31 protein-coding genes and 1 pseudogene are annotated in these 25,454 nt (G+C 70.4%); 4 read left to right on the top strand and 28 right to left on the bottom strand.

Features of this window, described 5'->3' with window-relative positions; translation table 11 throughout:
- Positions 1-3 precede the first annotated feature (3 nt).
- The 4 genes and pseudogenes from AC07DF_RS17435 to AC07DF_RS17420 form a co-directional block, all read right to left on the bottom strand.
- Positions 4-1,077, bottom strand: a complete 1,074-nt coding sequence (locus tag AC07DF_RS17435; RefSeq protein ID WP_478971535.1) for an ABC transporter permease — start codon at positions 1,075-1,077, stop codon at positions 4-6.
- Positions 1,074-2,660 carry a sugar ABC transporter ATP-binding protein gene (locus AC07DF_RS17430; RefSeq protein WP_478971533.1) on the bottom strand — a complete coding sequence of 529 codons (1,587 nt, stop codon included), beginning with the start codon at positions 2,658-2,660 and terminating at the stop codon, positions 1,074-1,076. Before AC07DF_RS17430 ends, AC07DF_RS17435 begins: the two co-directional genes overlap by 4 nt.
- 66 nt (positions 2,661-2,726) lie before the next feature.
- Entirely contained in the window at positions 2,727-5,705 is a 2,979-nt protein-coding gene (locus tag AC07DF_RS17425; protein WP_478971531.1) for a SpoIIE family protein phosphatase, read from the bottom strand.
- Positions 5,706-5,852: 147 nt separating this feature from the next.
- Positions 5,853-6,134, bottom strand: a pseudogene (locus AC07DF_RS17420) (YjbQ family protein); the annotation flags it as partial.
- 134 nt (positions 6,135-6,268) lie between these two features.
- On the opposite strand from AC07DF_RS17420, the gene AC07DF_RS17415 reads away from it, so the two are divergent.
- Genes AC07DF_RS17415 through AC07DF_RS17400 form a run of 4 tightly spaced genes read left to right on the top strand, consistent with a single transcriptional unit; the run spans position 6,269 to position 8,566 of the window.
- Positions 6,269-7,198 carry a hypothetical protein gene (locus tag AC07DF_RS17415; protein ID WP_478971529.1) on the top strand — a complete coding sequence of 310 codons (930 nt, stop codon included), beginning with the start codon at positions 6,269-6,271 and terminating at the stop codon, positions 7,196-7,198.
- The gene (locus tag AC07DF_RS17410) at positions 7,195-7,347 is read left to right on the top strand and encodes a hypothetical protein (protein ID WP_478971527.1); all 153 of its coding nucleotides are present in this window, start codon (positions 7,195-7,197) and stop codon (positions 7,345-7,347) included. The genes AC07DF_RS17415 and AC07DF_RS17410 overlap by 4 nt, the downstream gene beginning before the upstream one ends.
- Positions 7,344-8,084 (top strand): hypothetical protein, encoded by a 741-nt coding sequence (locus AC07DF_RS17405; RefSeq protein ID WP_478971525.1) that lies wholly within the window; start codon positions 7,344-7,346, stop codon positions 8,082-8,084. The genes AC07DF_RS17410 and AC07DF_RS17405 overlap by 4 nt, the downstream gene beginning before the upstream one ends.
- Positions 8,085-8,143: 59 nt before the next feature.
- On the top strand, positions 8,144-8,566 hold the full coding sequence (locus AC07DF_RS17400) for a secondary thiamine-phosphate synthase enzyme YjbQ (RefSeq protein WP_478971523.1): 423 nt from the start codon (positions 8,144-8,146) through the stop codon (positions 8,564-8,566).
- Positions 8,567-8,630: 64 nt separating this feature from the next.
- On the opposite strand, the gene AC07DF_RS17395 is transcribed toward AC07DF_RS17400, so the two are convergent.
- The 24 genes from AC07DF_RS17395 to AC07DF_RS17280 all read right to left on the bottom strand — a co-directional run bounded on the left by AC07DF_RS17395 (position 8,631) and on the right by AC07DF_RS17280 (position 25,445).
- On the bottom strand, positions 8,631-9,464 hold the full coding sequence (locus tag AC07DF_RS17395; protein WP_478971521.1) for a hypothetical protein: 834 nt from the start codon (positions 9,462-9,464) through the stop codon (positions 8,631-8,633).
- A 179-nt stretch (positions 9,465-9,643) separates the two neighbouring features.
- The gene (locus AC07DF_RS17390; protein WP_478971519.1) at positions 9,644-10,810 is read right to left on the bottom strand and encodes a protein-L-isoaspartate O-methyltransferase family protein; all 1,167 of its coding nucleotides are present in this window, start codon (positions 10,808-10,810) and stop codon (positions 9,644-9,646) included.
- A gap of 11 nt (positions 10,811-10,821) precedes the next feature.
- Positions 10,822-10,965 (bottom strand): hypothetical protein, encoded by a 144-nt coding sequence (locus AC07DF_RS17385; protein ID WP_478971517.1) that lies wholly within the window; start codon positions 10,963-10,965, stop codon positions 10,822-10,824.
- 174 nt (positions 10,966-11,139) lie between these two features.
- The gene (locus AC07DF_RS17380; protein ID WP_478971515.1) at positions 11,140-11,388 is read right to left on the bottom strand and encodes a hypothetical protein; all 249 of its coding nucleotides are present in this window, start codon (positions 11,386-11,388) and stop codon (positions 11,140-11,142) included.
- Between the two features lie 77 nt (positions 11,389-11,465).
- Positions 11,466-12,644, bottom strand: coding sequence for a helix-turn-helix domain-containing protein (locus AC07DF_RS17375; protein WP_478971513.1), 1,179 nt, complete (start codon positions 12,642-12,644; stop codon positions 11,466-11,468).
- A 161-nt stretch (positions 12,645-12,805) separates the two neighbouring features.
- On the bottom strand, positions 12,806-12,973 hold the full coding sequence (locus AC07DF_RS17370) for a hypothetical protein (protein ID WP_478971511.1): 168 nt from the start codon (positions 12,971-12,973) through the stop codon (positions 12,806-12,808).
- 146 nt (positions 12,974-13,119) lie between these two features.
- Positions 13,120-13,329 carry a hypothetical protein gene (locus AC07DF_RS17365; RefSeq protein ID WP_478971509.1) on the bottom strand — a complete coding sequence of 70 codons (210 nt, stop codon included), beginning with the start codon at positions 13,327-13,329 and terminating at the stop codon, positions 13,120-13,122.
- A gap of 2 nt (positions 13,330-13,331) precedes the next feature.
- Entirely contained in the window at positions 13,332-13,853 is a 522-nt protein-coding gene (locus tag AC07DF_RS17360) for a hypothetical protein (RefSeq protein ID WP_478971507.1), read from the bottom strand.
- Entirely contained in the window at positions 13,853-14,095 is a 243-nt protein-coding gene (locus tag AC07DF_RS17355; RefSeq protein ID WP_478971505.1) for a hypothetical protein, read from the bottom strand. The genes AC07DF_RS17360 and AC07DF_RS17355 overlap by 1 nt, the downstream gene beginning before the upstream one ends.
- A gap of 55 nt (positions 14,096-14,150) precedes the next feature.
- Positions 14,151-14,285: a hypothetical protein gene (locus AC07DF_RS17350; protein WP_478971503.1), complete on the bottom strand. Its 135-nt coding sequence runs from the start codon at positions 14,283-14,285 to the stop codon at positions 14,151-14,153.
- Positions 14,267-14,515, bottom strand: a complete 249-nt coding sequence (locus AC07DF_RS17345; RefSeq protein WP_478972709.1) for an HNH endonuclease — start codon at positions 14,513-14,515, stop codon at positions 14,267-14,269. The genes AC07DF_RS17350 and AC07DF_RS17345 overlap by 19 nt, the downstream gene beginning before the upstream one ends.
- A 71-nt stretch (positions 14,516-14,586) precedes the next feature.
- A complete protein-coding gene (locus AC07DF_RS17340; RefSeq protein WP_478971501.1) occupies positions 14,587-14,742 on the bottom strand; it encodes a hypothetical protein in 156 nt (51 codons plus the stop codon).
- Entirely contained in the window at positions 14,742-15,584 is an 843-nt protein-coding gene (locus AC07DF_RS17335; protein WP_466270986.1) for a sigma-70 family RNA polymerase sigma factor, read from the bottom strand. The genes AC07DF_RS17340 and AC07DF_RS17335 overlap by 1 nt, the downstream gene beginning before the upstream one ends.
- 857 nt (positions 15,585-16,441) lie before the next feature.
- Positions 16,442-18,301 carry a DNA polymerase gene (locus tag AC07DF_RS17330; RefSeq protein ID WP_478971499.1) on the bottom strand — a complete coding sequence of 620 codons (1,860 nt, stop codon included), beginning with the start codon at positions 18,299-18,301 and terminating at the stop codon, positions 16,442-16,444.
- Positions 18,302-18,397: 96 nt separating this feature from the next.
- Positions 18,398-20,833 (bottom strand): phage/plasmid primase, P4 family, encoded by a 2,436-nt coding sequence (locus AC07DF_RS17325; protein WP_478971497.1) that lies wholly within the window; start codon positions 20,831-20,833, stop codon positions 18,398-18,400.
- Positions 20,834-20,916: 83 nt separating this feature from the next.
- Positions 20,917-21,324, bottom strand: coding sequence for a hypothetical protein (locus AC07DF_RS17320; RefSeq protein ID WP_478971495.1), 408 nt, complete (start codon positions 21,322-21,324; stop codon positions 20,917-20,919).
- Positions 21,321-21,590, bottom strand: coding sequence for a hypothetical protein (locus tag AC07DF_RS17315; protein ID WP_478971493.1), 270 nt, complete (start codon positions 21,588-21,590; stop codon positions 21,321-21,323). Before AC07DF_RS17315 ends, AC07DF_RS17320 begins: the two co-directional genes overlap by 4 nt.
- Positions 21,580-21,747, bottom strand: coding sequence for a hypothetical protein (locus AC07DF_RS17310; RefSeq protein WP_478971491.1), 168 nt, complete (start codon positions 21,745-21,747; stop codon positions 21,580-21,582). Before AC07DF_RS17310 ends, AC07DF_RS17315 begins: the two co-directional genes overlap by 11 nt.
- The gene (locus tag AC07DF_RS17305) at positions 21,744-21,899 is read right to left on the bottom strand and encodes a hypothetical protein (protein WP_478971489.1); all 156 of its coding nucleotides are present in this window, start codon (positions 21,897-21,899) and stop codon (positions 21,744-21,746) included. Before AC07DF_RS17305 ends, AC07DF_RS17310 begins: the two co-directional genes overlap by 4 nt.
- On the bottom strand, positions 21,896-22,090 hold the full coding sequence (locus tag AC07DF_RS17300; protein WP_466270979.1) for a hypothetical protein: 195 nt from the start codon (positions 22,088-22,090) through the stop codon (positions 21,896-21,898). The genes AC07DF_RS17305 and AC07DF_RS17300 overlap by 4 nt, the downstream gene beginning before the upstream one ends.
- Entirely contained in the window at positions 22,083-22,364 is a 282-nt protein-coding gene (locus AC07DF_RS17295) for a hypothetical protein (RefSeq protein WP_466270978.1), read from the bottom strand. The genes AC07DF_RS17300 and AC07DF_RS17295 overlap by 8 nt, the downstream gene beginning before the upstream one ends.
- Positions 22,365-22,476: 112 nt before the next feature.
- Positions 22,477-23,214 (bottom strand): recombination directionality factor, encoded by a 738-nt coding sequence (locus AC07DF_RS17290; RefSeq protein WP_466270977.1) that lies wholly within the window; start codon positions 23,212-23,214, stop codon positions 22,477-22,479.
- 151 nt (positions 23,215-23,365) lie between these two features.
- Positions 23,366-24,166: a hypothetical protein gene (locus tag AC07DF_RS17285; RefSeq protein WP_478971486.1), complete on the bottom strand. Its 801-nt coding sequence runs from the start codon at positions 24,164-24,166 to the stop codon at positions 23,366-23,368.
- 235 nt (positions 24,167-24,401) lie between these two features.
- Positions 24,402-25,445, bottom strand: a complete 1,044-nt coding sequence (locus AC07DF_RS17280) for a GntR family transcriptional regulator (protein ID WP_478971484.1) — start codon at positions 25,443-25,445, stop codon at positions 24,402-24,404.
- Between the last annotated feature and the right edge of the window lie 9 nt (positions 25,446-25,454).

Genomic DNA, 25,454 nt, shown 5'->3' with positions numbered 1-25,454 from the left:
GAGTCAGGGAGGTGTGCCCGCCGTTCCGGCCCCGGGCTCCGGGGCGGGCGGTGGCGGGGGCGGCGCCGCGGGCGAGTCACGCGCCGCGGCCCCGCCGCGCAGTCTGCGCCGGGCGGCGTATCCGGCCAGGCCCACGGCGATGAGCAGGGTGCCGCCGTGGAAGAGCGGGACTGTCCAGAAGTCGGCGCCCAGCTGGGCGATGCCGGTGAGTCCGACGGCGAGGACGGCCACGGCGACGACCGTGCCGAGGGCGTTGGGCCGGCCGGGTTTGATCGCCGTCGAGCCGAGGAGGGCGCCGACGAAGGCGGGCAGCAGATAGTCGAGGCCGACGCTCGGGTTGCCGATCTGCTGCTGGGACGCGAGCAGCACACCGGCGAAGCCGACGATCAGCCCCGAGGCGGCGAAGGCGTAGACGGTGTACTTGCGGGTCGGGATGCCGACCAGGCCGGCGGCCCGCGGGTTCGACCCGACGACGTACAGGTACCGGCCGAGCGGCAGCCGTTCCAGCACCAGCCAGAGGACCCCGGCGAGGGCGAGCACGTAGAAGGCGGGCACCGGGAGGCCGAGGAACGTGGAGTCGTAGAGGTCGGTGAACGCGGGCGGGAGGCCCTGCGGGCCGGGGACGATCCGGCTGCCGTCGGTGATCCAGCCGGTCACGGCGTACAGCATGCTGCCGGTTCCCAGGGTGGCGATGAAGGAGTCGATGCGGCCGAACTCGACGATGACGCCGTTGAGGACGCCCACGACCAGGCCTCCGGCGATCACCGCGAGGCAGGCGAGCGGCCAGGGCCAGGACTCGTTGACGATGAGCTGGAGCACCATCACATGGGCCAGGCCGAGGCCGTAGCCGATGGACAGGTCGAACGCGCCGGTGACGATGGGGACCATGGCGGCGAGTGCGAGGACGGCGGGGATCGACTGGTTGGACAGGATCGAGTCGACGGTGTCCAGGGTGGGGAAGGTGTCCGGCAGGGCGAGGGAGAAGATCAGGTAGAGCACGGCGGTGAGGGCGAGCAGGCCGTAGGCGCCGATGTGGTGTCCGCCCGGGCGGCGCGGTCGGGTCCGGGGGGTCGTCATGGGTGCGTCGCGGCGCTGGACGGAGGGAGGGCCGAGGCGGCCCTGGTGAGCCCGGCGACGGTGAGCGCCCGGCCGCTGAGCTCGGCCGTCACCGACCCGCGGACGAAGACCAGGGTGCGTCGGCACACGCTCGCGACCTCCTCGAAGTCGGTGGACAGGAGCAGGACCGCGAGGCCTGCTTCCAGGGCCTCGTCGAGCAGGCGGTGGATCGCGGCCTTGGCGCCGATGTCCACGCTCGCGGTCGGCTCCTCGAGGATCAGCAGCCGCAGCTCCGTGCGCAGCCAGCGGCCGATCATGACCTTCTGCTGGTTGCCGCCGGAGAGTGTGGCGAGGGGGGTCTCGCCGTCACGGGGGCGTACCGAGAACCGTTCGATCAGAGCGGCGGCCGTGGCGCGTTCGCGCCGGGGCCCGATCCAGTGCGGCGCCGCCACGCCTCCCGCGCGCGGGTTGGCCAGGAGGTTCTCCCGCACGGTCAACTCGGCGAGGCAGCTTTCCCGCAGCCGGTCCCCCGGCACGAACCCCACCCCGAGGGCGACGGCCTCGGCGACCGTACGGGGGTGATACGGCCGTCCGTGCAGTACGGCCCGCCCGCCCAGGACCGGCCGGTCGCCGGCGAGGGCCCGGCCCAGGTCCATGTGCCCGGCGTCGGAGAGCCCGACCAGCCCGAGCACCTCCCCGCCCGCCAGTTCCAGGCTGACGGGTCCGGCCAGGGGGGTGCGTACGGAGTCGAGGGTCAGGACGGGGGGTGGCCCTGCTGCCGGGGGCGTCTGTGGGTGGGCGGGGGCTGGGCGGGGTGCGAGGGCTGGGCGGGGTGCGAGGGTTTCCTCCTCGCCGACGATGTCCTGGACCAGGCGGGCCGGGCTGTGGTCCCTCAGACCGCCGTGGCTGACGAGGTGGCCGTCGCGCAGGACGGCGAAGGTGTCGGCGACCTGGTAGACCTCGTCCAGGCGGTGGCTGACGTACAGGACGGCGTGGCCGCGGTCGCGCAGGTCGTGCAGGACGTGGAAGAGCCGGGCACTGTCCGTGGCGGGCAGCCGGGCGGTCGGCTCGTCGAGGACGATGAGCTTCGCGCGGGCCGCCAGGGCCCTGGCGATGGCGACCAGCGAGCGGTCGGCCGGCGCGAGCCCGGAGACCGGCGCGTCGGGGTCGAGGTGGCCGGCGACGACGTGCAGGGCGTCGACGCAGCGCTTCCGGGTGCGGCGCCAGGAGATCAGTCCGGTCCGGCGCCCGTACCCGGTGGTCAGGGCGATGTTCTCGGCGACCGTCATCCACTCCACGAGACCGAGGTCCTGGTGGATGAAGGACATGGCGCGGGAGGCGGCGGGAGCGCCGAGCGGCTGCCCGTCCACCGTGATCTGCCCCGCGTCGGCGTGATGCACTCCGGCGAGCACCTTGATGAGCGTGGACTTTCCGGCCCCGTTGGGCCCGAGGAGGGCGAGCACGCTGCCCGTGTGCACATCCAGGTCGACCCCGGCCAGCGCTGCGGTTCCGCCGAACCGCTTGCTGAGCCCGCGGATACGGACCAAGGGCTCCGGTCCGAAGGGCGAAGCCGCCTTCGCCGGAGTGTCGGGAGCGTCGCGCACTCGATCAAATTACAGCATTTCGGGCATTTCAACGGGGTGCTGTGGCTCCAAAGGGCCGCGGACGCCTCACGCGGCGTCGAGCCCGCATTCGGCCCAGATGACCTTGCCCTCCGGGAGGTAGCGCGTTCCCCAGCTCTGCGAGAGCTGCGCGACCAGGAACAGTCCCCGCCCGCCCTCGTCGGTGCCGGCCGCCCGGCGCAGATGCGGAGCGGTGTTGCTGGCGTCGGAGACCTCGCAGATCAGGGCATGGCCGTACAGCAGCCGCACCCGGATCGGCGCGGCGCCGTGCCGGATGGCATTGGTGATCAGCTCGCTGAGGATCAGCTCCGCGGCGAAGGCGGTCTCCTCGAGCCCCCACTCGGTCAGCCGCCGCATGGCGTCCGCCCGGACCTCGCCGACGAGCGCCGGGTCGGCGGGCAGCTCCCAGGCTGCGATCCGGTCGGCGTCCAAGGCGTGGACGCGGGCCACGAGCAGGGCGATGTCGTCGTGCGGGTGCGCGGGCGCCACCGTGTCCAGGACCGCCTGGCAGGTGTCCTCGGGTGCGCGTTCGGGATGGGCCAGGGCCGTGCGCAACTGCTCCAGGACCATGTCGACGTCACGGTCGCGGTCCTCGATGAGGCCGTCGGTGTAGAGGACCAGCTGACTGCCCTCGGGGAGGTCGACCTCGACGGCGTCGAAGGGCAGGCCCCCGAGCCCGAGCGGGGGCCCGGCCGGGAGGTCGGGGTAGGTCACGGTGCCGTCGGGATGGACGAGCGCGGGCGGCGGGTGCCCGGCGCGGGCCATCAGACAGCGCTGCGCGGACGGGTCGTAGACGGCGTAGAGGCAGGTAGCGCCGATGACACCGGCGCCCTTGCCGTCCGGGTCCTCCCGGTCCAGGCGCCCCACCAGGTTGTCCAGGTGGACGAGAACCTCGTCCGGGGGGAAGTCGAGCTCGGCGAAGCTGCGCGCGGCGGTGCGCAGCCGGCCCATGGTGGCCGCGGAGAGCATGCCGTGGCCGACGACGTCGCCGACGAGGAGCCCGACTCGGGCACCGGAGAGGGGGATGACGTCGTACCAGTCCCCGCCCACGTCGGATTCGGCGGGGAGATAGCGGTGGGCGACCTCGACGGCGTCCTGGTCGGGCAGCCCGTGCGGGAGGAGCCGGCGCTGGAGGGCCAGGACCATGGTGCGTTCGTGGGTGTAGCGCCGGGCGTTGTCGATGGACAGGGCTGCGCGGGTGGCGAGCTCCTGGGCCAGCGAACAGTCGTCGTCGCCGAAGGAGCTCCCGGCGCGGTAGAAGCTGGCGATGCCCAGGAGGACACCGCGGGCGAGGAGGGGCACCGCGATGAGGGAGTGGACGTGGGTCAGCAGGCGTTCGGTGTGCTCAGGGTCTTGGGCGAGCCAGCCCGCGGCGGCCTTCAGATCCGGTTCCAGCACCGGCTCGCCGCTGTTCAGGCAGCGCAGCTGGGGCGAGGTCGGACCGAAGTCGATGCGCTTGCCGGGCGGGGTGAAGGGCAGACCTTCCCGGACTCCGTGCAGCACCGTCCGGCGCAGGTCGGCGAGGGGGTCGGTGGACTCCTCGCCGCGAAGGACGGCGTCGGGCAGGTCGATGGTGACGAAGTCGGCGAGTCGCGGGACCGCCGTCTCGGCCAGTTCCTCGGCGGTGCGGCGCACGTCCAGGGTGGTCCCGATGCGGGCGCTGGCCTCGGACAGCAGCTCCAGGCGCCGGCGCGCGGCCAGGGCGTAGGCCCCGACGTGCGGCTCCCCCAGCATCACGAGCCCTCGGGCCGGGAACGGTGCCTCGGTGGGATCGTCGAGGGCGTCGCGGCCGCCGTCGGCCGTGACGGTCCCGCCCGGTCCGGCCGTGCCGGCCTCGCCGAGCCCCGCGGCGCCCCGTTCGCCGTCCGTCGTGACGGCCTCGCCGAGCCCCGCGGCGCCCCGTTCGCCGTCCGTCGTGACGGCCTTGCCATGACCCGCCGCTCCCCCACCGCCGTCGGCCGCCAGGACCGGACCGGGCACGGCGGCGGGGTGCCCGGAGGGAAGGGTGATGGAGGGCCGGGCGGCCAGGGGCGCGGCCGGGACGGCGGCAAGGCCGGGCGGTTCGTCGACCTGATGCGGGAGGAGGAGGCACCCGCTCACCGGGGAGTCGTGCGGCACCGCCTCGATGGCGACGCCCTGCACCCCTGACGCACTCGTCATCGGGCGGCTCACGAGCGTCACCCGCCGGCCGTCGGGCAGGGTCACGTCGACGGCGGCCCGCTGCGCACGGGAGATCAGCTCGGCCGCCTTCTCCTTCAGGATCGCCTGGTCACGAGGGTGGAATTGGTGGGCCGGCGCCCCCGTCGCGAGGCCGCCGCGCAGACCCGCGGCCGTCTCGGCCCCGGTGGCCAGATACGCCCGCAGCAGCGCACGCTCGTGCGCGGAGCTCTGCCCCAGCAGCCGCTGCTCGATGACCTCGGCCGCCCGGCGGATCGCCGCGGCCAGCGCGGGGCGGTCGAAGCCGCGCGGATAACCGAAGCACAGGACGCCCTCGATGCGCCCGCTGAGCGGATCACGGACGGGCAGCGCGACACAGGCGCTCTGCTGGGCGCGTTCCGCGAAGTGCTCGGCGCCGTGGACGCGGATGAGCTGCCGCTCCGCGAGGGCCAGACCGATGCCGTTCGTGCCGGCGACCTGCTCGGCGAAGACGAACCCGGGGACCCGCTGGATGTCCGGCAGGTCCCTGGCCATCGCCGGATCGCCGAAGCGGCGCAGCAGGACCGTCCCGTTCGCGTCCGCGACCGAGATGTTGACCTTGCTGCCGGAGAAGGTGGACTGCAGCCGGTCGAGCACGGGAACGGCCGCGCGGACGATACGGCCCCCCGGGTCGAAGTCCTCCCGGTAGGGGAGGTCGGACTCGTCCGGCGACAGGCCCAGGGACCGGCAGCGCTGCCATGAGTTCAGGATGGACGTCCGTACGCCCGTCTCCACGGACTCGCCCTGGAGAAACCGCTCGCGAGGACGGGCGGGCCCCGTGCCGTCAGTCGCACGTCCCGCCGGCTTGGGTTCCTCGCCGGACCGAACCACGCTTCGCCTCACTTGCGCCTGCGATGAATCCGCTCATCGGAAAGAATCGTGCATTGATGAGGATACGGGCATTGCGGGTATGAGTCACGATTCGCTTGGCCCGTCAGAGCAGGCGGCACCCGGCCCAGGATTCAGTGCAGGCGGCACCTAGCCCAGGAAACTCAAGCGCACCTTCCGCTCCGGGTTGTCCTTGTTCGTGTCCACCAGGCACACCGACTGCCACGTACCGAGCTCCAGCCGGCCGCCCAGGACCGGGAGGGTCGCGTGGGGCGGGACGAGGGCGGGCAGGACGTGGTCGCGACCGTGGCCGGGGCTGCCGTGCCGGTGCTGCCAGCGGTCGTCGGCGGGCAGCAGCGTGTGCAGCGCGGCCAGGAGATCGTCGTCGCTCCCGGCACCGGTCTCGAGAACCGCGATCCCGGCAGTGGCGTGTAACTTCCAACGAACACGTTACACAACACGGCCCCGACTAGGTGCGGGAACACCAGGTCAGGGCCGATTACACCTGGAGCTGATACCTCCCAGTGCGTATTCATCGTACCCGGCATGACCGTGACTTCACGGTGGTGCCCAACGCAACGGCCCGGAACCGCAAGCTGTCCTTTACAGCACGCGGACTGTGGCTCCACCTCATCTCTCTGCCCGACGGGGCCAAGGAAGACGTTCGCACCCTGGCCGACCGGAACCCGGGAGTTGGCCGTAAGGGTGTAGCCAACGCCCTGGACGAACTGGTGGACGCCGGTTACTACTTCCGGTTCACCATCCGGGACCCGGAGACGGGCCGGGTGTGGACGGAGACGGCCCTCCATGACCTCCCCCAGTCGGAGGTCTCCCCGGTTCCCGCATCACCGGCAACCGGCACCCCGGCCCCTGGGAACACGGGAACGCTCCCTACGGGAGTAAAGGACTCTGTCTCTAAGGAACTTGAGAAAACTCCCTCCCTTCCCTCCGTCCCCAAGGTGACGGCCCCGGCCGCTCCGGCCGCCAGGGAGGGCAGCAGCAAGACAGACCAGGAGACCCAGGCAGACCCGGAGGCCGTCCGCGTCCTGGCCCGCCTGGAGTCCGTGGACGCCCGTCTCCGGCTCTCTGGCCGCCAGCTCCGGGACCTGGCCTCCCTGGCCGCCCAGTGGCTGGCCCGTGGCTACTCCGCTCCAGAGATCACGGACGCCGTGGTCCAGGGCCTCCCCGCCCAGGTCTACGCCCCCGCCAAGATCGTGGCCGACCGACTGACCCGGAAACTCCCGGCCCCGCGCCGGAAGTGGGCCACCTACGCCGAGTGCTCCGACCGTTGCGGCCGTCTCCTCCCCGCCGGTCAGGACTCCGGCCAGTGCGGCGTGTGCGCGGGGACCACCCCGTCCCCGTTCGTCCAGGAGCTGGCCGCCCAGGCCCTCCAGGAGCTGGACGCGTCGGCCGACTACACGGCCCCCGATGTCCGGGCCCGCGCCGATGACCTCCGGAGCATCCTCCGGACCCGCCGTACGGGGGTGCCCGCGTGATCACCGGGATTGAGTGCTGGGACTGTGGCGACACGGACGGCCCGTTCGTCCACGTCTGGCGTCAGACGTACCTCTGCGAACGCTGCCAGGCGGACGCCCTGGCGATTCTCGATGGACTGAAGGACATGAACGACGGGGGCCGCAAGTGAACACCCAGAACACCCTTCCCTGGTACGCCCGCCCGTCCGCCTTCACGGTCCTGGGGGCCGCCCTGGTCATGTCCGCCCCCGGTGAATACAGCCTGGCCGTCCTGGCCGGTTGGTCCCCGTGGGTCGCGTGGCTGATGCCCGTATGCCTGTCCGTGTACGCGGCCGTGGCGGCCATGTTCGTGGACTCCCGACCCAAGGGGGCCACCGGCCGGGGAACGGCCATCCTGGGGGCCGCCGGTGCCCTTGCTCTGGCCCTGGCCGCCCAGGTGACCGCCCACCTGATAGCGGCCGGGTACGCCGTGTCCTCCGCGTGGCTGGTGGCCGCCGTGTCGGCCGTGCCCCCGGTCGTGGTGGCGCACATCATGCACATGGTTGCCCGTGCCCACCTGGCGGTCCAGGAGGACGCCGTGGAGGGGCTGGAGGCCACCGCGGATTCCGTCCCGGAGCCGGAGGCCGTGGAGGAGCTGGTGGACGCGGAGCCGGTTCACGATGGGTCACGGCCGGCTGAACTGTCCGTGATCGATGGCGGGCCCGGTGAGCCGGACGCCCTCCCGCTGGAGCTGGAGCCGGTGGCCAAGGTCCGGACCCCCAAGGGTGGCCGCACCCCGGAGGAGATCCGGGCGGCCGTGGCCAAGCTGAAGGCAGACGGCCAGCCGGTCAACGGCACCACGTACGCCAAGCTGGTGGGCGTGTCCGAACGGACGGCCCGCCGGGACCTCCAGGACCTGGCCGCGTAACCGGACACGACCCGGGCCCCTCCCCCACCAGGGAGGGGCCTTGGCGTCACCATGGACGTATGGCTGACACGTTCACTACGCGGACCATCGACGTGACCACCGGCTCCAGGGAGACCGTTCACGACCTGACCGACGCATGCGCGTCGTTCCTCCAGGAAGTGGCCGCCGGGCGGGACGGACTCCTGAATGTCTTCACGCCCCATGCAACGGCGGGCCTGGCCGTAATCGAGACCGGAGCGGGCAGTGATGATGACCTCCTGGCCGCCCTCCACCAGCTCCTCCCGGCGGACGACCGGTGGCAGCATCGGCACGGCTCCCCCGGCCATGGCCGGGACCACGTGCTCCCGGCCATCGTTCCGCCCCACGCCACGCTCCCCGTGATCGGTGGCCGTCTGGAGCTGGGGACCTGGCAATCCGTCGTCCTGGTGGACACCAACAGGGACAACCCCCAGCGTCAGGTCCGGTTGTCGTTCCTGGGGTGACCGGACACCCGATACGCCAACGGCCCCTCCCCGGTCATCCAGGGAGGGGCCGCCGTCTGGCCGGTCAGAACCCGGCCCACGTCCGGACAGGGCCCACGGCCACGACCGGGCCGCCGGACACGGGAGCGGGGAAGGTGGTCACGACCGGCTCCCCGGTCACGGCGGACACCACGCCACCGGCCGGAGCTGGCCGGACAACGGCCACGGGACCACCGGCCACGACCGGGGCGGCCACGACCGGCTCCACGGCCACCGGACCACCGGCCATGACCGGCCCCCGGTCACCCCAAGTGGACGTGACCGGGGCCGTGTTGATTGGCCGGTCATACACGGCAGGGCCGGACACCACGTGTGTGGCCGGGTCGGTCCCGGCGTCCGGGTCCGCGTACGCCTGGCCGTTGGAGACGACCACCCCGGCCGGGAGGTCCTGGTCCTGGTACTCCTCCGGGTCCTGGCCGGGGAACGGGATCAACTCATCCGGCACGTCTGGCTTGGGCATGTTCGGGACGACCGCCCGGCCGATGTCGTCCAACATCTTTCCGTCCCCGTCCCTGTCCACCAGGCCCTTGGGCCCGGCCGACTTGGTGGCCTTGGGCTTGGCCGACATAGTGGCCGGGGGCGTGGCCGCCCGATGCTTGCCCTTGCCCTTGCCCTTGGCCGGGGAGCTGGCCGTGGCCGATGGGGTGGCCGTCTCTCCCGTGGGCGGGGTGGTGGCCGCCTTGGGCTTGGCCGCCACCGGTTCCGTGTCCGGCGTGACCGCCTCCGGGGTGGCGTCCGGCCGGGTGGCCGGGATGGAGCTGGAAGTGGCGGAGTCGTGACCGTTGAAGGTCAGGGCTCCCAGACCAAAGGCGGCCACGGCGGACGCCAAGGCGGACAGGGTCACAGATTTGGTGCTCAACAGACAGTCCCCGCGTTCGTGTACGACTCAACTACCCATCCAGAGTCGCACACGCTAGGGTCACCTACCCGCCAGTACGTGTCACGGATTTGCAACACGCTTGCGAGCGTAAAGCGCAAAAGGCCCCGGCCGCCCGCCCTCGGGGAAGGGAGCGGACGGCCGGGACCGTTGGGAGGCCGTCACCCCACGATGGGGAGCGGCGTGTCTGGGGTGTCCAGCCACGGCGTGTGTGCGCCGGTTTGGCCGTCCACCGTGAGTCCGAACCGGTCGAACCCGGGGCGTCCGCGCTGGTCCCACCAGCGGAATGCCGCCTCCACCTCCGTCCACAGTTCACGCGGGCCGGACTGGTACACGTCGAACTCCGTGCGTCCAGGTTCGTAGTCCACGGTTGCCCAGGAGGTCACGGCCGTGTCCCGGAGCCACAGTGTGTACGACCCGTCCGGGTAGGTCTCTGCCCAGGGGAACAACCCCAGCGTCTGGAGCCCGATAGCAAACATGGGAAGCCAGTCCCCCACCGCCTCCGGGGACAGGGTGGCGGAGGACTTGACGCCATCGGCGGGCCACGGCTTACCGCCCATGTACTCCCGGACATGCTTCCGGGCCTGGCGTTGCTGCCGTAGGCGCATGAACGCGGAGGAGCCGACGAACCGGCCGGACGCCGTACCGTCCCGCTGGACCGTGAGCCGGGCCACGGCCCCACTCCCGTACGTCGTGGCGTAGGGGGCCACGATCACGCCGCCGGTTCGCGTCTGTGCGATCAACTCCCGGGGGACCTCCGTCACGGAGGCCGTGACCAGCACACGGTCATACGGGGCCCCCTCCCGGCACCCGTCGGCCCCGTCCCCCACCACCAGGCGGGGACGGTACCCGGCGTCATGGATGCGTTGCCGGGCCCCCATGGCGTTCTCCGGGTCCAGCTCCACGGAGGTCACGTTCCGGGAGCCGACCCGCTCCGACAGGAGGGCCGCATTCCATCCCGTCCCGGTGCCCACCTCCAGGACCTTGGCCTCCGCCGGTAGCTCCAGTGCGGCCAGCATCGAAAACACCATGGAGGGTTGGGAGTTGGAGCACGTCGGGACCTTGCCCTTGGCGGTCCCAGAATGCCGGCCGTCATCCCACTGGGTCGTAAGGGACACGTCCGAGTACACCGCGCGGAACCATGCGTCCGGGTCCTCCCGGCGGTCCAGGGCGTCCCCTTGGCCGGTCCCCTCCACCTGGCCCGGCCACATCACGTCCGGGACGAACAGCTCCCGGGGTACGGCCTTGAACGTGGGGAGCCAGTCGGAGGTCAGGGCCCCGGCCTCCATGAGCCGGGAGGCCAGCCCGTCCGGGCCAGCCTCCCTCACGTCGTGCTCAGTCACCGGCTGGACCCGCCGTTGGTGTCGGAGTGGCCCGAGTCGTCACCTTCCGACCCGCCGCCCCCGTGCTTGTTGCCGCTGTCGCTGTCGTCCTCTCCACCCTCCGCCGCCACGATCCAGGGACGTGCGTCACGTACGTTCATCGTTCGCTCCTCATAGTCGGTCGCGCTGGATGACCCGCCCTGGAAGTGCCCCAGCACCCCCAGGGCGGGCCGCTTACGGTCCGGACGACGCGATGGCCACGCCGATGACCAGCCCGCACGATCCCGCCACCATGACGATGAACAGGACCCCCGCGAACCGGCCTAACGCCCGGATCATTTCCCCCACCGATTGCCGGAGTTCCTGACCGCAAGACGTGCGCTCAGTTCCTCCCGCGCGGTCGCCGGACGCACGCTCACGGCGTCCCACTCCCGGCCCCCCTCAAGCGGGCGGAGCATGTACCGCCCGGCCCACTCACCCATCAGGACGCCCACCTTTTTGGCGGTCAAGTCGTAGGCGAGTTTGCCAACCTCCGGCACTTCGCTACCGGCCGTCGCTTCCTGGGCTCTCTCGGTAGTTGCCATGACCAGCACGTTAGAGACGCAACGACGCCCCCTCAATGGCACTTTGAGGGAGCGTCACATGGAAGTACCAGCGGGCGTTACAGCGGCACCCCGATGGCATCGGCCAGGACCCGCATTTCCGGCGTGAGCGTCCGCCGTTTTTCGATCACCCGGCCCATGATGTCCTTGGCGTATCGCTGGTTTGGTAGCCACTCCGGGGAGTTGTTCCAGATGGTGGTCAACTCCCCCACGGCCTCCCCGTACTGGCGGGTTTTGGCGTACGCGTCGGCCACGTCCAGCCGGTGACGGTTCCGGTTGTTCGACGTGGGCCGGAGGGAGTCCACGGGGATCTTGGACGCCAGGGTCAACACCCGGTCCGGCTGGTCCACGATGCTGGCGTTTTCGGCCCGCTTCAGGGCCACGGTCGTGGGGCCGAACGTGCGCACAAAGTCCGTACCCGGTTGGAACTCCCGGCCCAGGGCCACGGCCGCCGAGTGAGCCAGCCGGAGGGCGTCCCGGGCCTCCCCCGGCCGGTTGTCCCGGACCGATGCGGCGGACACACGGAGGAGCAACCACCCCCAGGTACTCAACTCCTCCGGGGTGGCGCGGGACATACGCGGCTCCGTGTCGTCCGCCCACTGGACGGCCAGCTCCCGGGCCTCCGTCAACTTCCCTTGACGCAAGAGGAGCCAGCACATGGTGTTGATCGTGGATGCTCCCTGGAGCCGGTCGGCCGACGCGTCCAGGGCCATGCCCAGGGCCAGGTCCGCCGTCTCAAACTGGCGGGTCTGGACCATGAGCCAGCCGGTTAGCTGGAGGAGCCGGACACGGACGGCCCGGCCGTCGGGGTCCACCTCCGCCAGGATCTCCGCCTCCCGGAGGAGCCGGGGGAGGACGGTCCCCAGCTCCAGGAAGCGGTCCCCCTTGAACATGGGCATGGCCGCGTCCAGGGCGTCCTTCACGCCTGCCACGGTGGGGGCGTCCTCCAGGCCGTCCGCGCGGGCCGGTTGCTCCAGGGCCCGGCGTACTGGCGTCCAGCGGTCCACCGTGGCCGTGTCGGCCCCCGGCTCCCCGGACTCCGCCACCAGGTCACTGGTGGACACACGGAGGGCCTGGGCCAGCTTTCTGGCCGTCTCCAGGCGGGTGTCCTCTTGGGTGCCCTGTTCCAGTTGCCGAATCCAGGACAGGGACACGCCGCTCTCCTGGGCCAACTCCCGTTGAGACAGGCCCCGCCGCTTTCGTACTTCCTTCAGCCGTTCCCCGATGCTTGCGCTCATGAATCGAGAGTAGGGCCACGGCGGACTCAACGCGTAGGGAAACCGGGGTCCATTCATCCGGTAATCACGTTGCGTAGACGGCCGGCTGAGCGGAGAGTGACATCCGCGGAACGCCAAAGGGCCCCGCCCGGATCTCTCCGAACGGGGCCCTTGCCCACTTCCTACTCCGCCGGGACCAGGTGGCCGCCGGGTGCCTCCACCGGGACCTCCACCCCGTCCGCCCGGAGGGCGTTCACTAGATAGTGGTCCCGGCCGATCACGCGGGCCACGGTTCCCGTGTAGCCGTAGACCGTGCTCCGGACCTTGGCACCTTCAGCGTGTGCGTTCATCGTGTACTCCGTTCGAGTGGGGCGGGGGCCCTGTCCGGGACTCCCGGCGGACGACCCCAGAATATGAACATGAACCCGCTAGGGTCAAGTCGAGATACGCGAAAGGCCCCGGCCCTGGCATCGTCGCCAGGTCCGGGGCCTCCGGGTCAGAACATGTTCTCCGCGTCGTCCGCCGCCGAGTTGAGCGCTTCCGCTATCACCCGGGCCAGGCCCGGCCGGAGCGGATGCACGCTGGTCATGGACGACCCGTACCCGTCTCCGTGTGTGACCTCCAGGGCCACGACCACCTCCCCCTTGGAATGTCGGGCCACGTGCGCTCCGCCGCTGGTCTGGATCACGCCGTACAGCTTGTCCATGGTCACCCCTCCAGCCACTGGGCCAGCTTCAGCACGTCGTCCAGGTTGGCCGCCGGTCCGGCCAGCTCCCGGGCCGCCAGGAACGCGTCCGCCCGGTCCGCGTGTTCGTCCGCCAGGGCGTACGGGACAGGCACGTCCGGCGCGCGGAACAGGTCGTCCACGGCCGACCGGTGGCACTCCTCCCGGGCCGAACACAACGGGTCGCAACCGTCGTTGGTCTCCGGGCACGGCTCCGACGGGGCCCCGGTGTCCTTCACGTCCACGTACGCCTCCGCGCGCTTGGCCGCTTCCAGGGCCTCCGGGGAGACGAACAGGGCGTCTGACACGTCCTGACCCTCCACCGCGAATGACGCCAGGGTGATGGTCCGGGCCACCCGGCGGGCCGTCTCCGGGGCCAGGTACACCGACATGGAGTCGTATTCCTCCGCACTCACGGGATGGAGGTAGACCTCCACGTGTTCCCCGTCGTTCGCCACGGTCACGGCCTGGGTCTCGTCCCAGTCACACCCGAACGTCTCCGCCATCAGGCCCACACCTTCCGCTGGTAGTTCAGGCCCCGGGTACCGGCCGCCTTGCGCTCCTCCGCCACGGCCTGTTCCTCCAGCCATCTGGCCAGGGCCCGCGCGTCCTCCGGCCGCATCGTCACCCGGTCACCCGGGACGGCCAGGCTGATCACTCCCGGCTCCCGCTCCGTCGTCCATGCCCTGGCCCGGCCGGTGACTCCGTCCAGGTCTCCGCGCACTTCCTTGGTCTGCTTGAACGCCATGTCCCGCTCTCCTCCGTGGTTACTGTCTGCTCAGCCGGCCGTCTACGTAGGGTGATCAGTCGCCTGTCTGGTCCCACGGGTCCAGCTCCGCGTCCTCCGCGTCCGCGTCCAGCTCCAGGTCCCGGTCCAGGTCCGTCATGGAGGCACCGGCCAGGGTGGCGTCCTCCAGGGTCATGTACCGCATGCGCATGGGATCTCTCCTCCGTGCGTGGCCCAACAGGCCAGGGTGTGGGTGTACTTCAGGGCGTTGCATTCACGGCACGCGGCCACCAAGTTGGCGGCCACGTCCCGGCCCCCGCGTGCAAGCGGGAACACGTGGTCCAGCTCCTCCGCCGGGCCGTCGCAGTACGCGCACCCGGCCCAGCGGGCCAGGATCTCCGCGCGGTCGTACGGCTCCGGACGGGGAGGACGCGGGGCCACCCGGAGGGCCGGGCGGGGTGGACGCGTCCGTGGGCTCCACCGCTCCGCCCGGTCCCTCCTGGTGGCGGTCGTCACCGCTGGATCACTCCCAGCTCCACGGCCCGCGCCGTGGTCATCCGTACGTTGGCCGTGACCTCCCCCTCCGGGTTGGTCACTTCGAACTCCAGGAACTCCGCGTCCAGTCGAGTCACACGGACCCGCTCTCCGGCGGCCGTCTCAATCCCCATCACGCCGCCACCTCCACGGCGTCCAGGTCCGCAACCTTGCGCATGCGGTCCAGGGCCCGCTTCAGCGTCTGGCGGGACGTGGCCACCGTGATCTCCAGGGCCTCCGCTATCGCCGTGTGGTCCGGCACCGGGAGGCCGTCCCGGTCGTATCCGGCGTACAGGTGCGGCTCCGGGGCGAACCCGTACACCATGCGGACCACCCGGTCCGCGTTACCGCTCAGCGTCTCCAGGAGAGCCGTGGCCAGGGCCCGCTTCCGCTCCCGGTCCCGGCGGGCCAGGTCCGACGGCTCCACCAGGTCCTCCGGGACGCCGTACCCGTACGGGTCCAGGAGCGTGTCCCCTAGGGAGCCCTCCGCGTCACGACCGGCCGGAGCGTCCAGAGACTCCACGCCCTCCAGGACCAGGCGGACCAGGTGGGCCGTGGCCGGACTCATCCGGTGACCAGCTCCGGGGAGGACCGTTGCCAGGTACTCCGCCGCCTCCATGTCTCCGGCAACTACGCCCAGGCACCCCTTGAACGTGGCCACGGCGTCCGCCGAAACACTGGCCGCTCCGGCCGTGTTGGCGTCATCAAAGATGGCCCCCTGGATTCGATGGTGGGCGTAGCTGGAGAACTTGGCCCCGCCCTCCGGGTCGTATGCGGCCAGGGCCTCCAGGGCGGCCACCCGGCCCTCCTGGCGGAGATCGTCCAGGCGGTCCGCGTACTGGCCGGACTGGCCCGCCGTCTGAGCGGCCCGCCGCTCCGCCAGGCGGAATATCAGTCCCTCCACACTGTCCAGGACCTGGGCCTTTGCGGCCGTGTCGCCATTTTGGGCAGCACGAATGAGGGCAACGTCAAGCATTGGGTTTCTCCCCTTGGATGCGGCCGGGTCGGCCGGTTCGGGGGAATCCACTGGGGGCCGTGACAGGGGCGGAATCGCACGCCTGTTCGAATCAAAGGGCCCAGGAATCCCCCGGTGCGGGAGGGTCAGAACATGTTCCGACCCTGGGTGAAGGTGTGAGGTATCGCCGCGTGACCCAACTAGGCCCGCGTGATCAGAATTTGGGTGTGAGGTACCGCCGGACCGGCCAGGTGGAAACGACTGCCCGTGGTGTTGCTAGGGGGTGGAATGCCCGCTCAGCGATTTACCGGCTGGCGGAAGATGCGGATAGCTCCGCTAGGACCAGGTGGCCGCCATCACGGCGGGGCCTGGGGAGACGCGGCTCCGGGAGAACGGCCCACGCGGGCCAAGCGTTGATCTGTGCGCGCATGATGGCCGCGCGGAACACGCGGAGCGTCCAGCGCTTGGAACGGGCCACCAGGTCCATGAGGGCCCGGAGGATGTCCGCCCCCGGCCCCGTGAGCGTGCCGAGAATGACCCGGAGTCGGGCCAGGGTGTCCCGGAGGGCCTGTTGCCACCGCCCCCGGGTCTGGGCCCTGAAGCGGGCCAAAGTCTTGGTCCACCGGACCCCGTGGCGGGCCATGAATCCGTAACGCGTCAGACGTACGCGCATTGAAGGCCCTCCCCTTGCATACGGAGCCGACCGGCTCCGTGTTCAGGTCGATAGCAGAACATGAACACGCTAGGGCCGTCAATGATGATCATGGCTGATACACAGATTCCGTCCTGGGGTCTCAGCGCTCCCCCGGGATGTACGCCTGAAGGATGAGATCCAGCCGTGGCGGGAACCAACCTTCAGGCGTACATCCAGGCAATACTTACCCCACGGCCCACTCCGCCGGGAGGCCGTAGCCTCCGGCCCACGTCCGGCCGTAGACCTCCGCGTCCGTGCCGATGGGCACGCCGTACAGGTCCATGCGCACCGTTTCGGCCACCTCCCGCGCGATGGCCTCCACGTCCCCTACGGGGGCCGTCCCCAACACCTCATCGTGAACCCAGAGATTCAGGTACTGGGTCAGGCCCCGCTCCTCCAGGTCGATAAGCGCTTGGCCCATCGTGTCCCGGGCCGTTGACTGGCAGATGTACGCCACGGCCTTGTACAGCTTGTCCCGGTCCAGGACCAGGCGACGACCGGAGGGCGTCCGGATCTCACACCGGTTGCGGAGGGCGTGAGCCTGGAGGCCGCGGGCCCACCGCTTGATTCCCGGGTAGGCCCTGGCGTACCTGGTCAGGGTGTCTTTCATGACATCCACCTCCAGGCCCGTTTGTTTCGCCAGTGTCTTGGCCCCGCCCTGGTACGACGTGCCCAGGCCCGCGATTTTGGCAAGGCCACGCTGGTACTTGGTGAACCCGTCCCCGAACATCAGGGTGGCCGTGAAGTCGTGCAAGTTCCGGCCGTCCCGGATGGCCTGGCACATGCGTGGCTCCTGGGACAGGGCCGCCAGGACCACCAGCTCCACGGAGGATTGGTCCACGCTGAAGTACGCCGTTCCCGGCTCCGCGATGATGGACCGCCGGATCTCCCACCCCTTGGACGGGAGTTGCTGGAGCGGCGGGTCCGACACGGACGCCCTGGCCGTCTTGGCCCCAAGGGTGTTGATCTTGGGGTGGATGCGGTCGTGGGTGTCCCGGTTCGTGAGCATGGCCAGGGCGTACGACTTGCGCCACTTGGACGCCCGCTTGGCGCGGAGTACGGCGTCCGCCAACGGGTTGGGCCGCCGGATCTCCAGCCGCTCCCACTTGTCGTTCATGTCGGCCATGGGCAACAGAACATCCTTGGCCACGGACAGGGCCCCGCCGTCGGTCCGTTCGTCCCAGCTCTCCCCCATGCCCTGGAGGGCGGCCACCACCTGGCGGTCACTGTTCACGTTCTCCACGCCGTACCGGTCGGCCACGGCCGCGTACTGGGCCCGGTCATCCTCCAGCCGGTCCACCAGGCCCTCCGTGTACGGCACGTCCAGGAGCATGCCGCGTCGCTCCATGCCCGCACAGATGGTCATGAGCCGGTGTTCGAACTCCACCAGGTTGGCCGGGATGCCGTGACGCTCCAGCTCCTGTTCCAGGTGCGGCCGGAGCCGGTAGGCCAGGAGCACGTCCAGGCCCGCGTACCGCTGGTACGTCTCATCCTCGTACGGGATACCCGCCCACCCGGTGTCTTTGGTGAGTCCGTAGCTCCGGAACACCTGGGTAAGGCCCGCCTGGGTGTCCGGTGCGGACGGGTCCACGTACCAAGCGGACAGGGGTTTGAGGGAGATCCCCACCCCGCCCTCAAAGTCCTGGCGGGAGTCACACAGGTGGGCCAGGATCTTGGTGTCCCGCACGCGCGGGGCCACCGACTCCAGCGGGGCCACGCCGTGGCGGTCCAGGACCAGGAGGTCATAGGCCGCGTTGTGGATGACCAGCTCCGGGCACTTGGTGACCACGGTCCGGGCCAGCTCCCCAAACGCGGGGCCACGCTCGAACGGGACTACCCACGCCACGTCCCCCGTGCCGAACTGGACCGTACGGAGCCGGTGACCCCGGGAGAACGTGTCCAGGCCCGTGGTCTCCGTGTCGAGTGCCAGGGACCTGGGCTGTACGGCCTTCAGCCACCGCCCGGCCGCCTCCACGTCGTCCGCCGACTCCAGGGCGTGGATGGTGGTCTGGGCTCCCGCCAGGGTGTGGCGGTACGTCTTCATGGGGTCCCCTCCGTCACGATGCGCGACGGCCGGCTGAGCTGTCCGTGACATGCGAAAGGGGGCCGACCCAACCGGGCCGACCCCCTACACGCACGCCTAGACCGTCCTGGCCTGGCCGAATACGTCTGCCTTACCTCCATCCACTGGGCCCCGTGACATGGCCCGACAATCGGCCAGGTTCGCCAGGACCCGGGCCCCGTTCACCTTGGCCTCCCGGACGCCCGGGAACGTGCGCAACGCGTCGTAGAACTTGTTCCGGGTCATGGGGTGCCGGATGCCGCACTCCTCCACCCACGACCGGTAGCGGTCCCAGGTATCCGTCCGGGGAACGTGGCTCCCCTCCTGGACCACGTACTCCTCCCCGATGAACCCGGACAGGGGGTGGGAGCTGTCCCGGTAGTGCGCGGTCCGCCGCTCCACGGCCTCCGGGAACACCAGGCCCCGGCCCGCCTCATACTCCTGGAACCACGCGACGGCTCCGCGTACGGCCCACGCCGCGATTCCCTCCCGCTCCTGGCGGAGCGTCGCCTGTAGGTGGCGGTCCTCCCGGCCCCTGAAGTCCTCATTCCACGGGACGACCCGCACGCGTTGCCAAAGGGCCGCGTCCGTGGCGTCCACGTCGGGGACATAGTTGGTGTCCACCTGGACCAGGCACACCGGCCGGAACGTGATCTCCGTCTTTGCGTACACGCCACGGGCCGTGATGGTCTGGTCTCCCGTTACTGCCTTCATAAGGGCCTGGTCCAACGGCATGTTGGCGGGCCACTCACTGGAGATCACCAGGCGACGGCCCCGGAGGCCCACCACGTCCGCACGCGGACCGCCGGACTCCTTACGCCGCTGGAACAGGGACGCGTCCGCACGCTTCACGGCCGCCCGGAAACAGTCCTCCAGGGCCGCCGTAAACGTCGTCTTGCCGTTCGTGGTCGGTCCCACGTGCATTACGAAAATGCGCTCCACGCCGTACCCAGTGATCCCGTACCCGGTGAGCATCTGGAGGAACCCGGGCATGGTGTCGCACCCCGGGTGACACTCCTTCAGGAACCGCTCCCAACGCGGGGCCGGGGCCTGGGGGTTGTAATCCACGTCCACGTAAAACGTGTTCATGTCCGCCGGGTCATGCGGCCGGGCCTCCCCGGTGCGGAGGTCCACCACGGCATTCCGGAACGTCAACAGGTCCGGCTTGGCGTCGAACTGATCAACCGTCGCGTACACGCCGGGGATGCTGGACAGCATCTCCACCATGCCCTTGACCTTGTTGGCGTCCTGGGACCTGGCTATGTGCTTGGCCAGGTTGGCCGGGTCGTGGTCGGCCTCCCCCTTCATGGTCCGCACCACGGCGCGAACGTCCGCGTACAGGGCCTCCGTGGGGACCTGGGTCCAGTGCCTCCCCGTCCACTTGAACACCCCGGCCCCGGGCACCATCCGGACGTGTCCGCCCAGTTGACGGAACAGACGCTCCGCGTTGCCCAGGTCCGTGAGCGGGAGGGACACGGTCACCTCCGGCTCCGGACCGGTCGGAACATGTTCTGACACCGGCTCCGCGTCCACGACGTGGAGCGGGGCCCGCCGGACGGCCGCGTGGAGCTGGCCCGGGAAAGCCTCCGGGTCCCGCTTCCGCCAGTCGGTCAAGTCGTCCCCGGCCGTCGGGATCTCCAGGCGACGGACCATGACTCCGGCCATCACCAGGGCGTCCGCCAGGGCGTCCGTGAACTGGGCCCCGGCGTTGTCCCGGTCACCCGCTATCACCACGTCCCGGTCCTTCAGGGCCTCCGCCAGCTCCGCGATAAGAGCCGCGTTCCGGGCCAGGCCCGCACCACGGACCATCACCACGTCGTACCCGACGGCCACGCCCGTGAGCCCATCCCCGGGCCCCTCCGTGACCAGCACGGTGTCAAACCCGGAGTTGGCCCGCAGTACGCCGTACTTGGCCCATGCGCTCCCCTCCGGGGACGACACGGAGAGCCACCGGGCCGGACAGTACCCGGACAGGTCACGGCCCTGGAGGCCGCGCGGACGGCCCCTGAAGTCGCTTAGGGGGACGGTCACCCGGGGGAAGCGGAGGAATTCCGTGGACCGGAACGCGAACCGGTCATCCACTCCGGGGGCGTCCATTCCCACGCCCAGGTCCGCCGCACGCTCCGCCGTCAGTCCGAACCGGTCGGCCACGTACTCCCGGGCCTTGACGGCCTCCGGCCGGTCCGACAGAAACGCCACGTTCGTGGTGTCCACGTACTGGGCCAGGGCCGCCACGTGCTCCGGAGCCAGGGGCCCGGCCACGGCCTTGGCGGACGCCTTCACGCCCTCCCCAGGCTCCCAGTCGAACAGGTCCCCCGGGCGCATGCCCAGGGCCTTCAGGATGGCGTCCCGCTCACACCCGGCCCAGCAACGCATCAGGACCCGGCCGTCCTCCTTCAGCCGGAAGAACAGACTGGGCTTGTGGTCGTCGTGGACCGGGCACGGGACGCCGTACTCCCCACGCTCCTCCACCACCTCCGGGAAGCGGGCCAGGAACTCAGAAAAGGACTTCACGGGCGGGTCTCCTCCAACGCAAAAGCGGGCGTGTCTCGAACCCGTTGACTGGGGTCCGTGACACGCCCGCGTTGGGTGCGTTGCTACTGGAGGTGACGGCCGGCTGAGCGGAGAGTGTCCAACACCCGGGCGAACGTGGCCAGGTCCATCACCACGTATCCGTCCGCCGTGGAGCGTCGGGGAGCCTTCACCACGGCCACGCCGTACGGGAACCCGGCGTGAAGTGCCTCCCGGTTGGCCTGGCGTACGTAATCCGCCAACGTGATGGACCGCTCCGCCTTGCACTCCAGGACGAACGGGCGGGCGTGGAGGTCTCCCACGTCCTTGACGCCCTGTTGGGCGGGCCGGGTCACGTTGTCCGGGTCGTGTGGGTCCCGCCAGGGATACGGGAGGTCCCGCCACCCGGGCACGTACTTGCCCAGGGCCTCATTCAGGAAGTGCCGGACGTCCCGCTCCCACCCGGTCCCCTTGGCCTTGTTCCGGTTGGTCACTCCACCCGCTCCCACGTCACGGACGCACGCTCCACGTGGCCGGAGGCCGTGGGGCCGGGGCCCCGCCCCAACCGCTCCGCGCGGTCCCGCTCCCGGGCCGCTTCCCTCTTGGCCCGGGTGAGTGCTGCGCTGGCCGGGTTCCGGGTCGTGAAGGGGCCCATGGCCCACTCGTACGTCCGCTCCTCCTGGCCCTCCCGGGCCGGGTACGTCCGCACGATCACGGCCCGGAACAACTCCGGCGTGTCCTTGTGCATGTCACGTGCCATCGGGGGTCACCTCCTGGTCCTCCAGGAGGAACCGGGCCAGACGCTCCACGGCGTCCACCTTGCCCGCGATACCTCCACCGAACGGGGACACCGTGGTCTCCCCGGAGAGCTTGGCCACGTGGGCCACGGCCACCTCCACGGCCTCCGCGCGGGTCACTTGCGGCCCCCGCTCCGGTAGGTCTCACGGGCGTACTTGACGGCCTGGACCACGGCCAGGATGACGACGTACGCCACACCGCCCGCCAGGAACAGGAGGGCCAGGAGGAGCACGACCACCAGGGCCGTGCCCAGCGCTTCAGCAACGATCACGGGTTGACCCACCTCACACTCACACCGTGCGCCATGGCGGAGGCCAGGGCGTCTATGTACCGGGGCCAGTCGGCCCGCTCCCGGGCCGTCGGCCGGAGATAGACCGTGCGGCCCCCGCCCAGGGCCCGAATCTCTCCCAAGGGCGGGGCCGTACGGCCGTCGATGATGACGGGGTCCCTGGAGTCAGACACCGGCCAGGGCCTCCGCCGGGATGGTGACCGCGAAGTGTTCCGCCACGATGCGCTCCGGGCGGATGGTGCTCCGCTTGACGAACCCGGACTCCCGGCCGGTCGGGAGGACCTTCAACATGGGGATGGTCCGACCCTTGAACTGTTCCGTGTAAGTCTCCTGGACCACGGCCTCCGTCATCCGCACGGAGTTACCCCGGCGGGCGGAGTAGACGATGGTGTCCCCCTCCCGGACCTCCGCGCCGGTGAAGTCATGGATGTTGCCTCGCTTGCCCATGGGTGTTCTCTCCTCTTTCAGGTTTCGTCTTGGGTGCGGAACGGGGCCAGGCCCGTGGTGGACCTGGCCCCGCTGATCACGCTGTGTTCACGGCCGGCTGAGCGGAGAGTGACTAGAACGGAGGCTCATCCGCGAACTTGGACAGGGACGGAATGGCCGCGTCGATGTCCTCCGGGACCCGCCCGTGGACGGCCAGAACCGGCTTGCGGTACGACACGTCTATGCCGGACTTGGTGGTGAACTCCACCAGCTCCAGGCGGAGCGTGCACAGTGCCCGGCCGCCGACGGCCTCCAGGTCACGCCACACGCCCTCCAGGGCCTTCATGAACTCCCAGGAGCCGGTCATGAGACGGAAGCGACCCAGCTCCGGGTCATCGGCCAGGCGGAATTCCACGCGCATGTCCGGCTTGGGACCGTGACCGGCCTTGGCCGCCGCCTTGCGCTCCTGGATCGTCTGGGGGCAGCCACACGGCTGGCCCACGCGCGGGTCCTCCGTGTCGATGAACTCCACGCCGTCACACGCGTGGATGGGCTTCCCGGTCATGCCGAACAGGGCCATGCGGAACGTGACGGAGTCGGGGCCGTCCACCACAACCTTGATGGCGTCGGAGTCCGTCAGGACCTGGAGGCCGTCCTCCTTCGTGGTCTCCCACTCCTCCGGGGAACCGCCGTACAGCTCCGAAATGGCCTTGCCCACGTCCGGGTCACCGGTCGTGATGCGCCACGACTTCAGGGCCACGGGGCGGTTGTTGATCTGCATTCCGGCGCGGAACCGGCCGACGAAATCGGAGCTGTAGACCTTGGGGCGGGCGTCGGGGTCCTGGTCGAGAATGCGCAGGGTGCGGGCCACTTGGGCTCTCCTCTTGAGAGTCGCTTGAATTCGGGCAGCACAAGGGCCCCGGGCCGGTTCTTCACGCGACGCGTTGCGTCGTCATCCCCGGCTCCCGGGGCCCCTTGCTGAGTTCATTCACTGGGGGCCGTGACGGCCCTCCTGGTCCGCGCTACGCGCGCCGCTGGGTACCCGTGACCAGCTCTCCGCCGGACGCCACCGGACGGCCGATCACGCCCTTTTTCATCTCCCGCTCCCAGTCGAACACCCGGCGGAGCGTAAGGAACATCTGGAACAGCTCCGGGGCGTACCTGACCGGGACCAGCTTCCAGCCCTCCGGCCGGACGTGGAGGACGGCCGCCGCGTCGATGGCCGGGACGGGTACGGACTCCCCGGTGTCCGCACGGACGATGCGGTCCGCGTTGCCGTACGCGGAGAGCTGGAGGGCCACCTCTTCATGCACGCCGGAGCGGGTGGTCTTCCAGTCGATCATCACCACCTCACCGCCGATACGTGCGATGGCGTCGAACGACCCGGCGTAGTTGTGGGTGTCGCTCCACACGGCGTCTTCCAGGAACAGGAACTCCGGCTGGACCGTCGCCAGGAACTCCATAAAGTGCTTGGCGAACGGGCGGATGTCCGGGTGGATACGCTCCGGGGGCACGTTCTCACCCCGGGCCAGACGCTCGAACATGTCGTGTGCGTCGGAGCCGATGTCCGCCGCCGTCTTGGTGAAGCGTCGGGGTGCGTTCTTCAGGTAGTCCACGGCCCCGGACCGGTCGTTCATGGCCAGGCCCACCAGGGGGCCGATGTTGTCCACGGCCGCCTCCGCCACCACCTTGGCGTACCAGTAGGGAAGGAACCCCTTGGGGAGCATGCCCAGGACGGAGGTCACACCGGGGGCCTTTTCGCCGCTCTCCGGGTCCACGTAGAACCGGCTGTCCCCGCGCTTGATGGTGTTCAGTGCTGCCACATGATCTCCCGCATACGGGCGGCCACTTGGGCCGCTCTCTCTCGCTTGCGGGGTCATCCACTGGGGCCCGTGACTGGCCCTCCCGGGGGCAAGAAAAGTGCCCTGGGGTTGTTCTTTCCCTGACCGCGTTAAAGGAAGTAGGTACCCAGGGCACTTTTTCCGCCCCCGGGAACGCAAAAAGGGCCCCGCTCCGTGATCGGAACAGGGCCCAGAGTGAGAGCGGGTACTCCTGGCGTTACTCGTCCAGGCCCTCCAGCTCCTTCAGGAGAGCGTCCGCGCGGTCCCGGGCCTCCCGGGCCTGGTCCGCGAACTTCTTACGCTCCGTCTTGGACATGACCCGGAGGGACGCCGTGGAGAACACGGCCATGCCCTGGTCAATGCGAGACATGAGCGTGACCAACTGGTGGCCGGTGGCCTTGCCCTTGCTGGCCTGTCCGGCCGTCGCCTTGGTCGTCTCATCCACGGACGTGAGGGCCGCCGCCGCTTTCCGCTCCAGGCCCGCACGTTGACCCCGGGGAAGCGGGTCCACGCCGAACTTGGCCCACTTGGCGGGAGGGATCACCTCCCGCTTGCGGTCCTCCACGTGGTGGAGGATGGCCCGCTGGGCCGACTTGTCCGCCCCGATGTCCTGATACAGGAGGGCCGCCAGGGCCTGGTAATCCGGGGACTGGCCGTTCCAGTCGGGGTCACCCTTGTACTTGAACATCCCGCGTAGGTCCATCAGCTTGGCGGCCACGGCTTTCTTGGCCTCCGTCGCCCGGCCCTCCGCCTCCAGCCACGCCCGGCCCAGGACCTTGGCCTCCGCGTACGCCTCCGCCACACCCTCCCGCTTCAGGGCCCGCTCCGCGTTGGGGTCGATGTGCTCCGTAACCACGTGGGTGCCCTGGAGGACCTGGGGGACGTGGACCTCCACCTCCTGGCCGCCCCCGCCCTTGGCCTCCGCCTTGGCCGCCATGCGGGCCTCCAGCTCCGCCGCCGACTCCTGGACGACCGGGGCCACCGCGGATTCCGGCTCCGCAGCGTCACGGCCGGCTGAACTCTCCGTGTCGGCCGTCTCCGCCGGGAACAGGCCCTCCGTCACCGCCCACCCGTCTCCGGCCGGGGTCACCACTCCGTCATCCGCCAGGAGTGCCAGGGCCCGGCCCACCGTTTGCTTGGTGGTCTCGTACTTCCCCGCCAGCTCCCCGACGTCCAGGCCCAACCCCCCGGCGTACGTCCCCGCCTGGATCTCCTGACGGATGCTCTCCGCCACGGTTTCGTACTTAGCCGCCTTGGCCATCGTGTTCTC

The sequence above is a fragment of the Streptomyces sp. NPDC044719 genome (assembly GCF_056433405.1).
The sequence above is the reverse complement of the archived record's forward strand: the minus strand, read 5'-3'. Positions and strand labels throughout refer to the sequence as shown.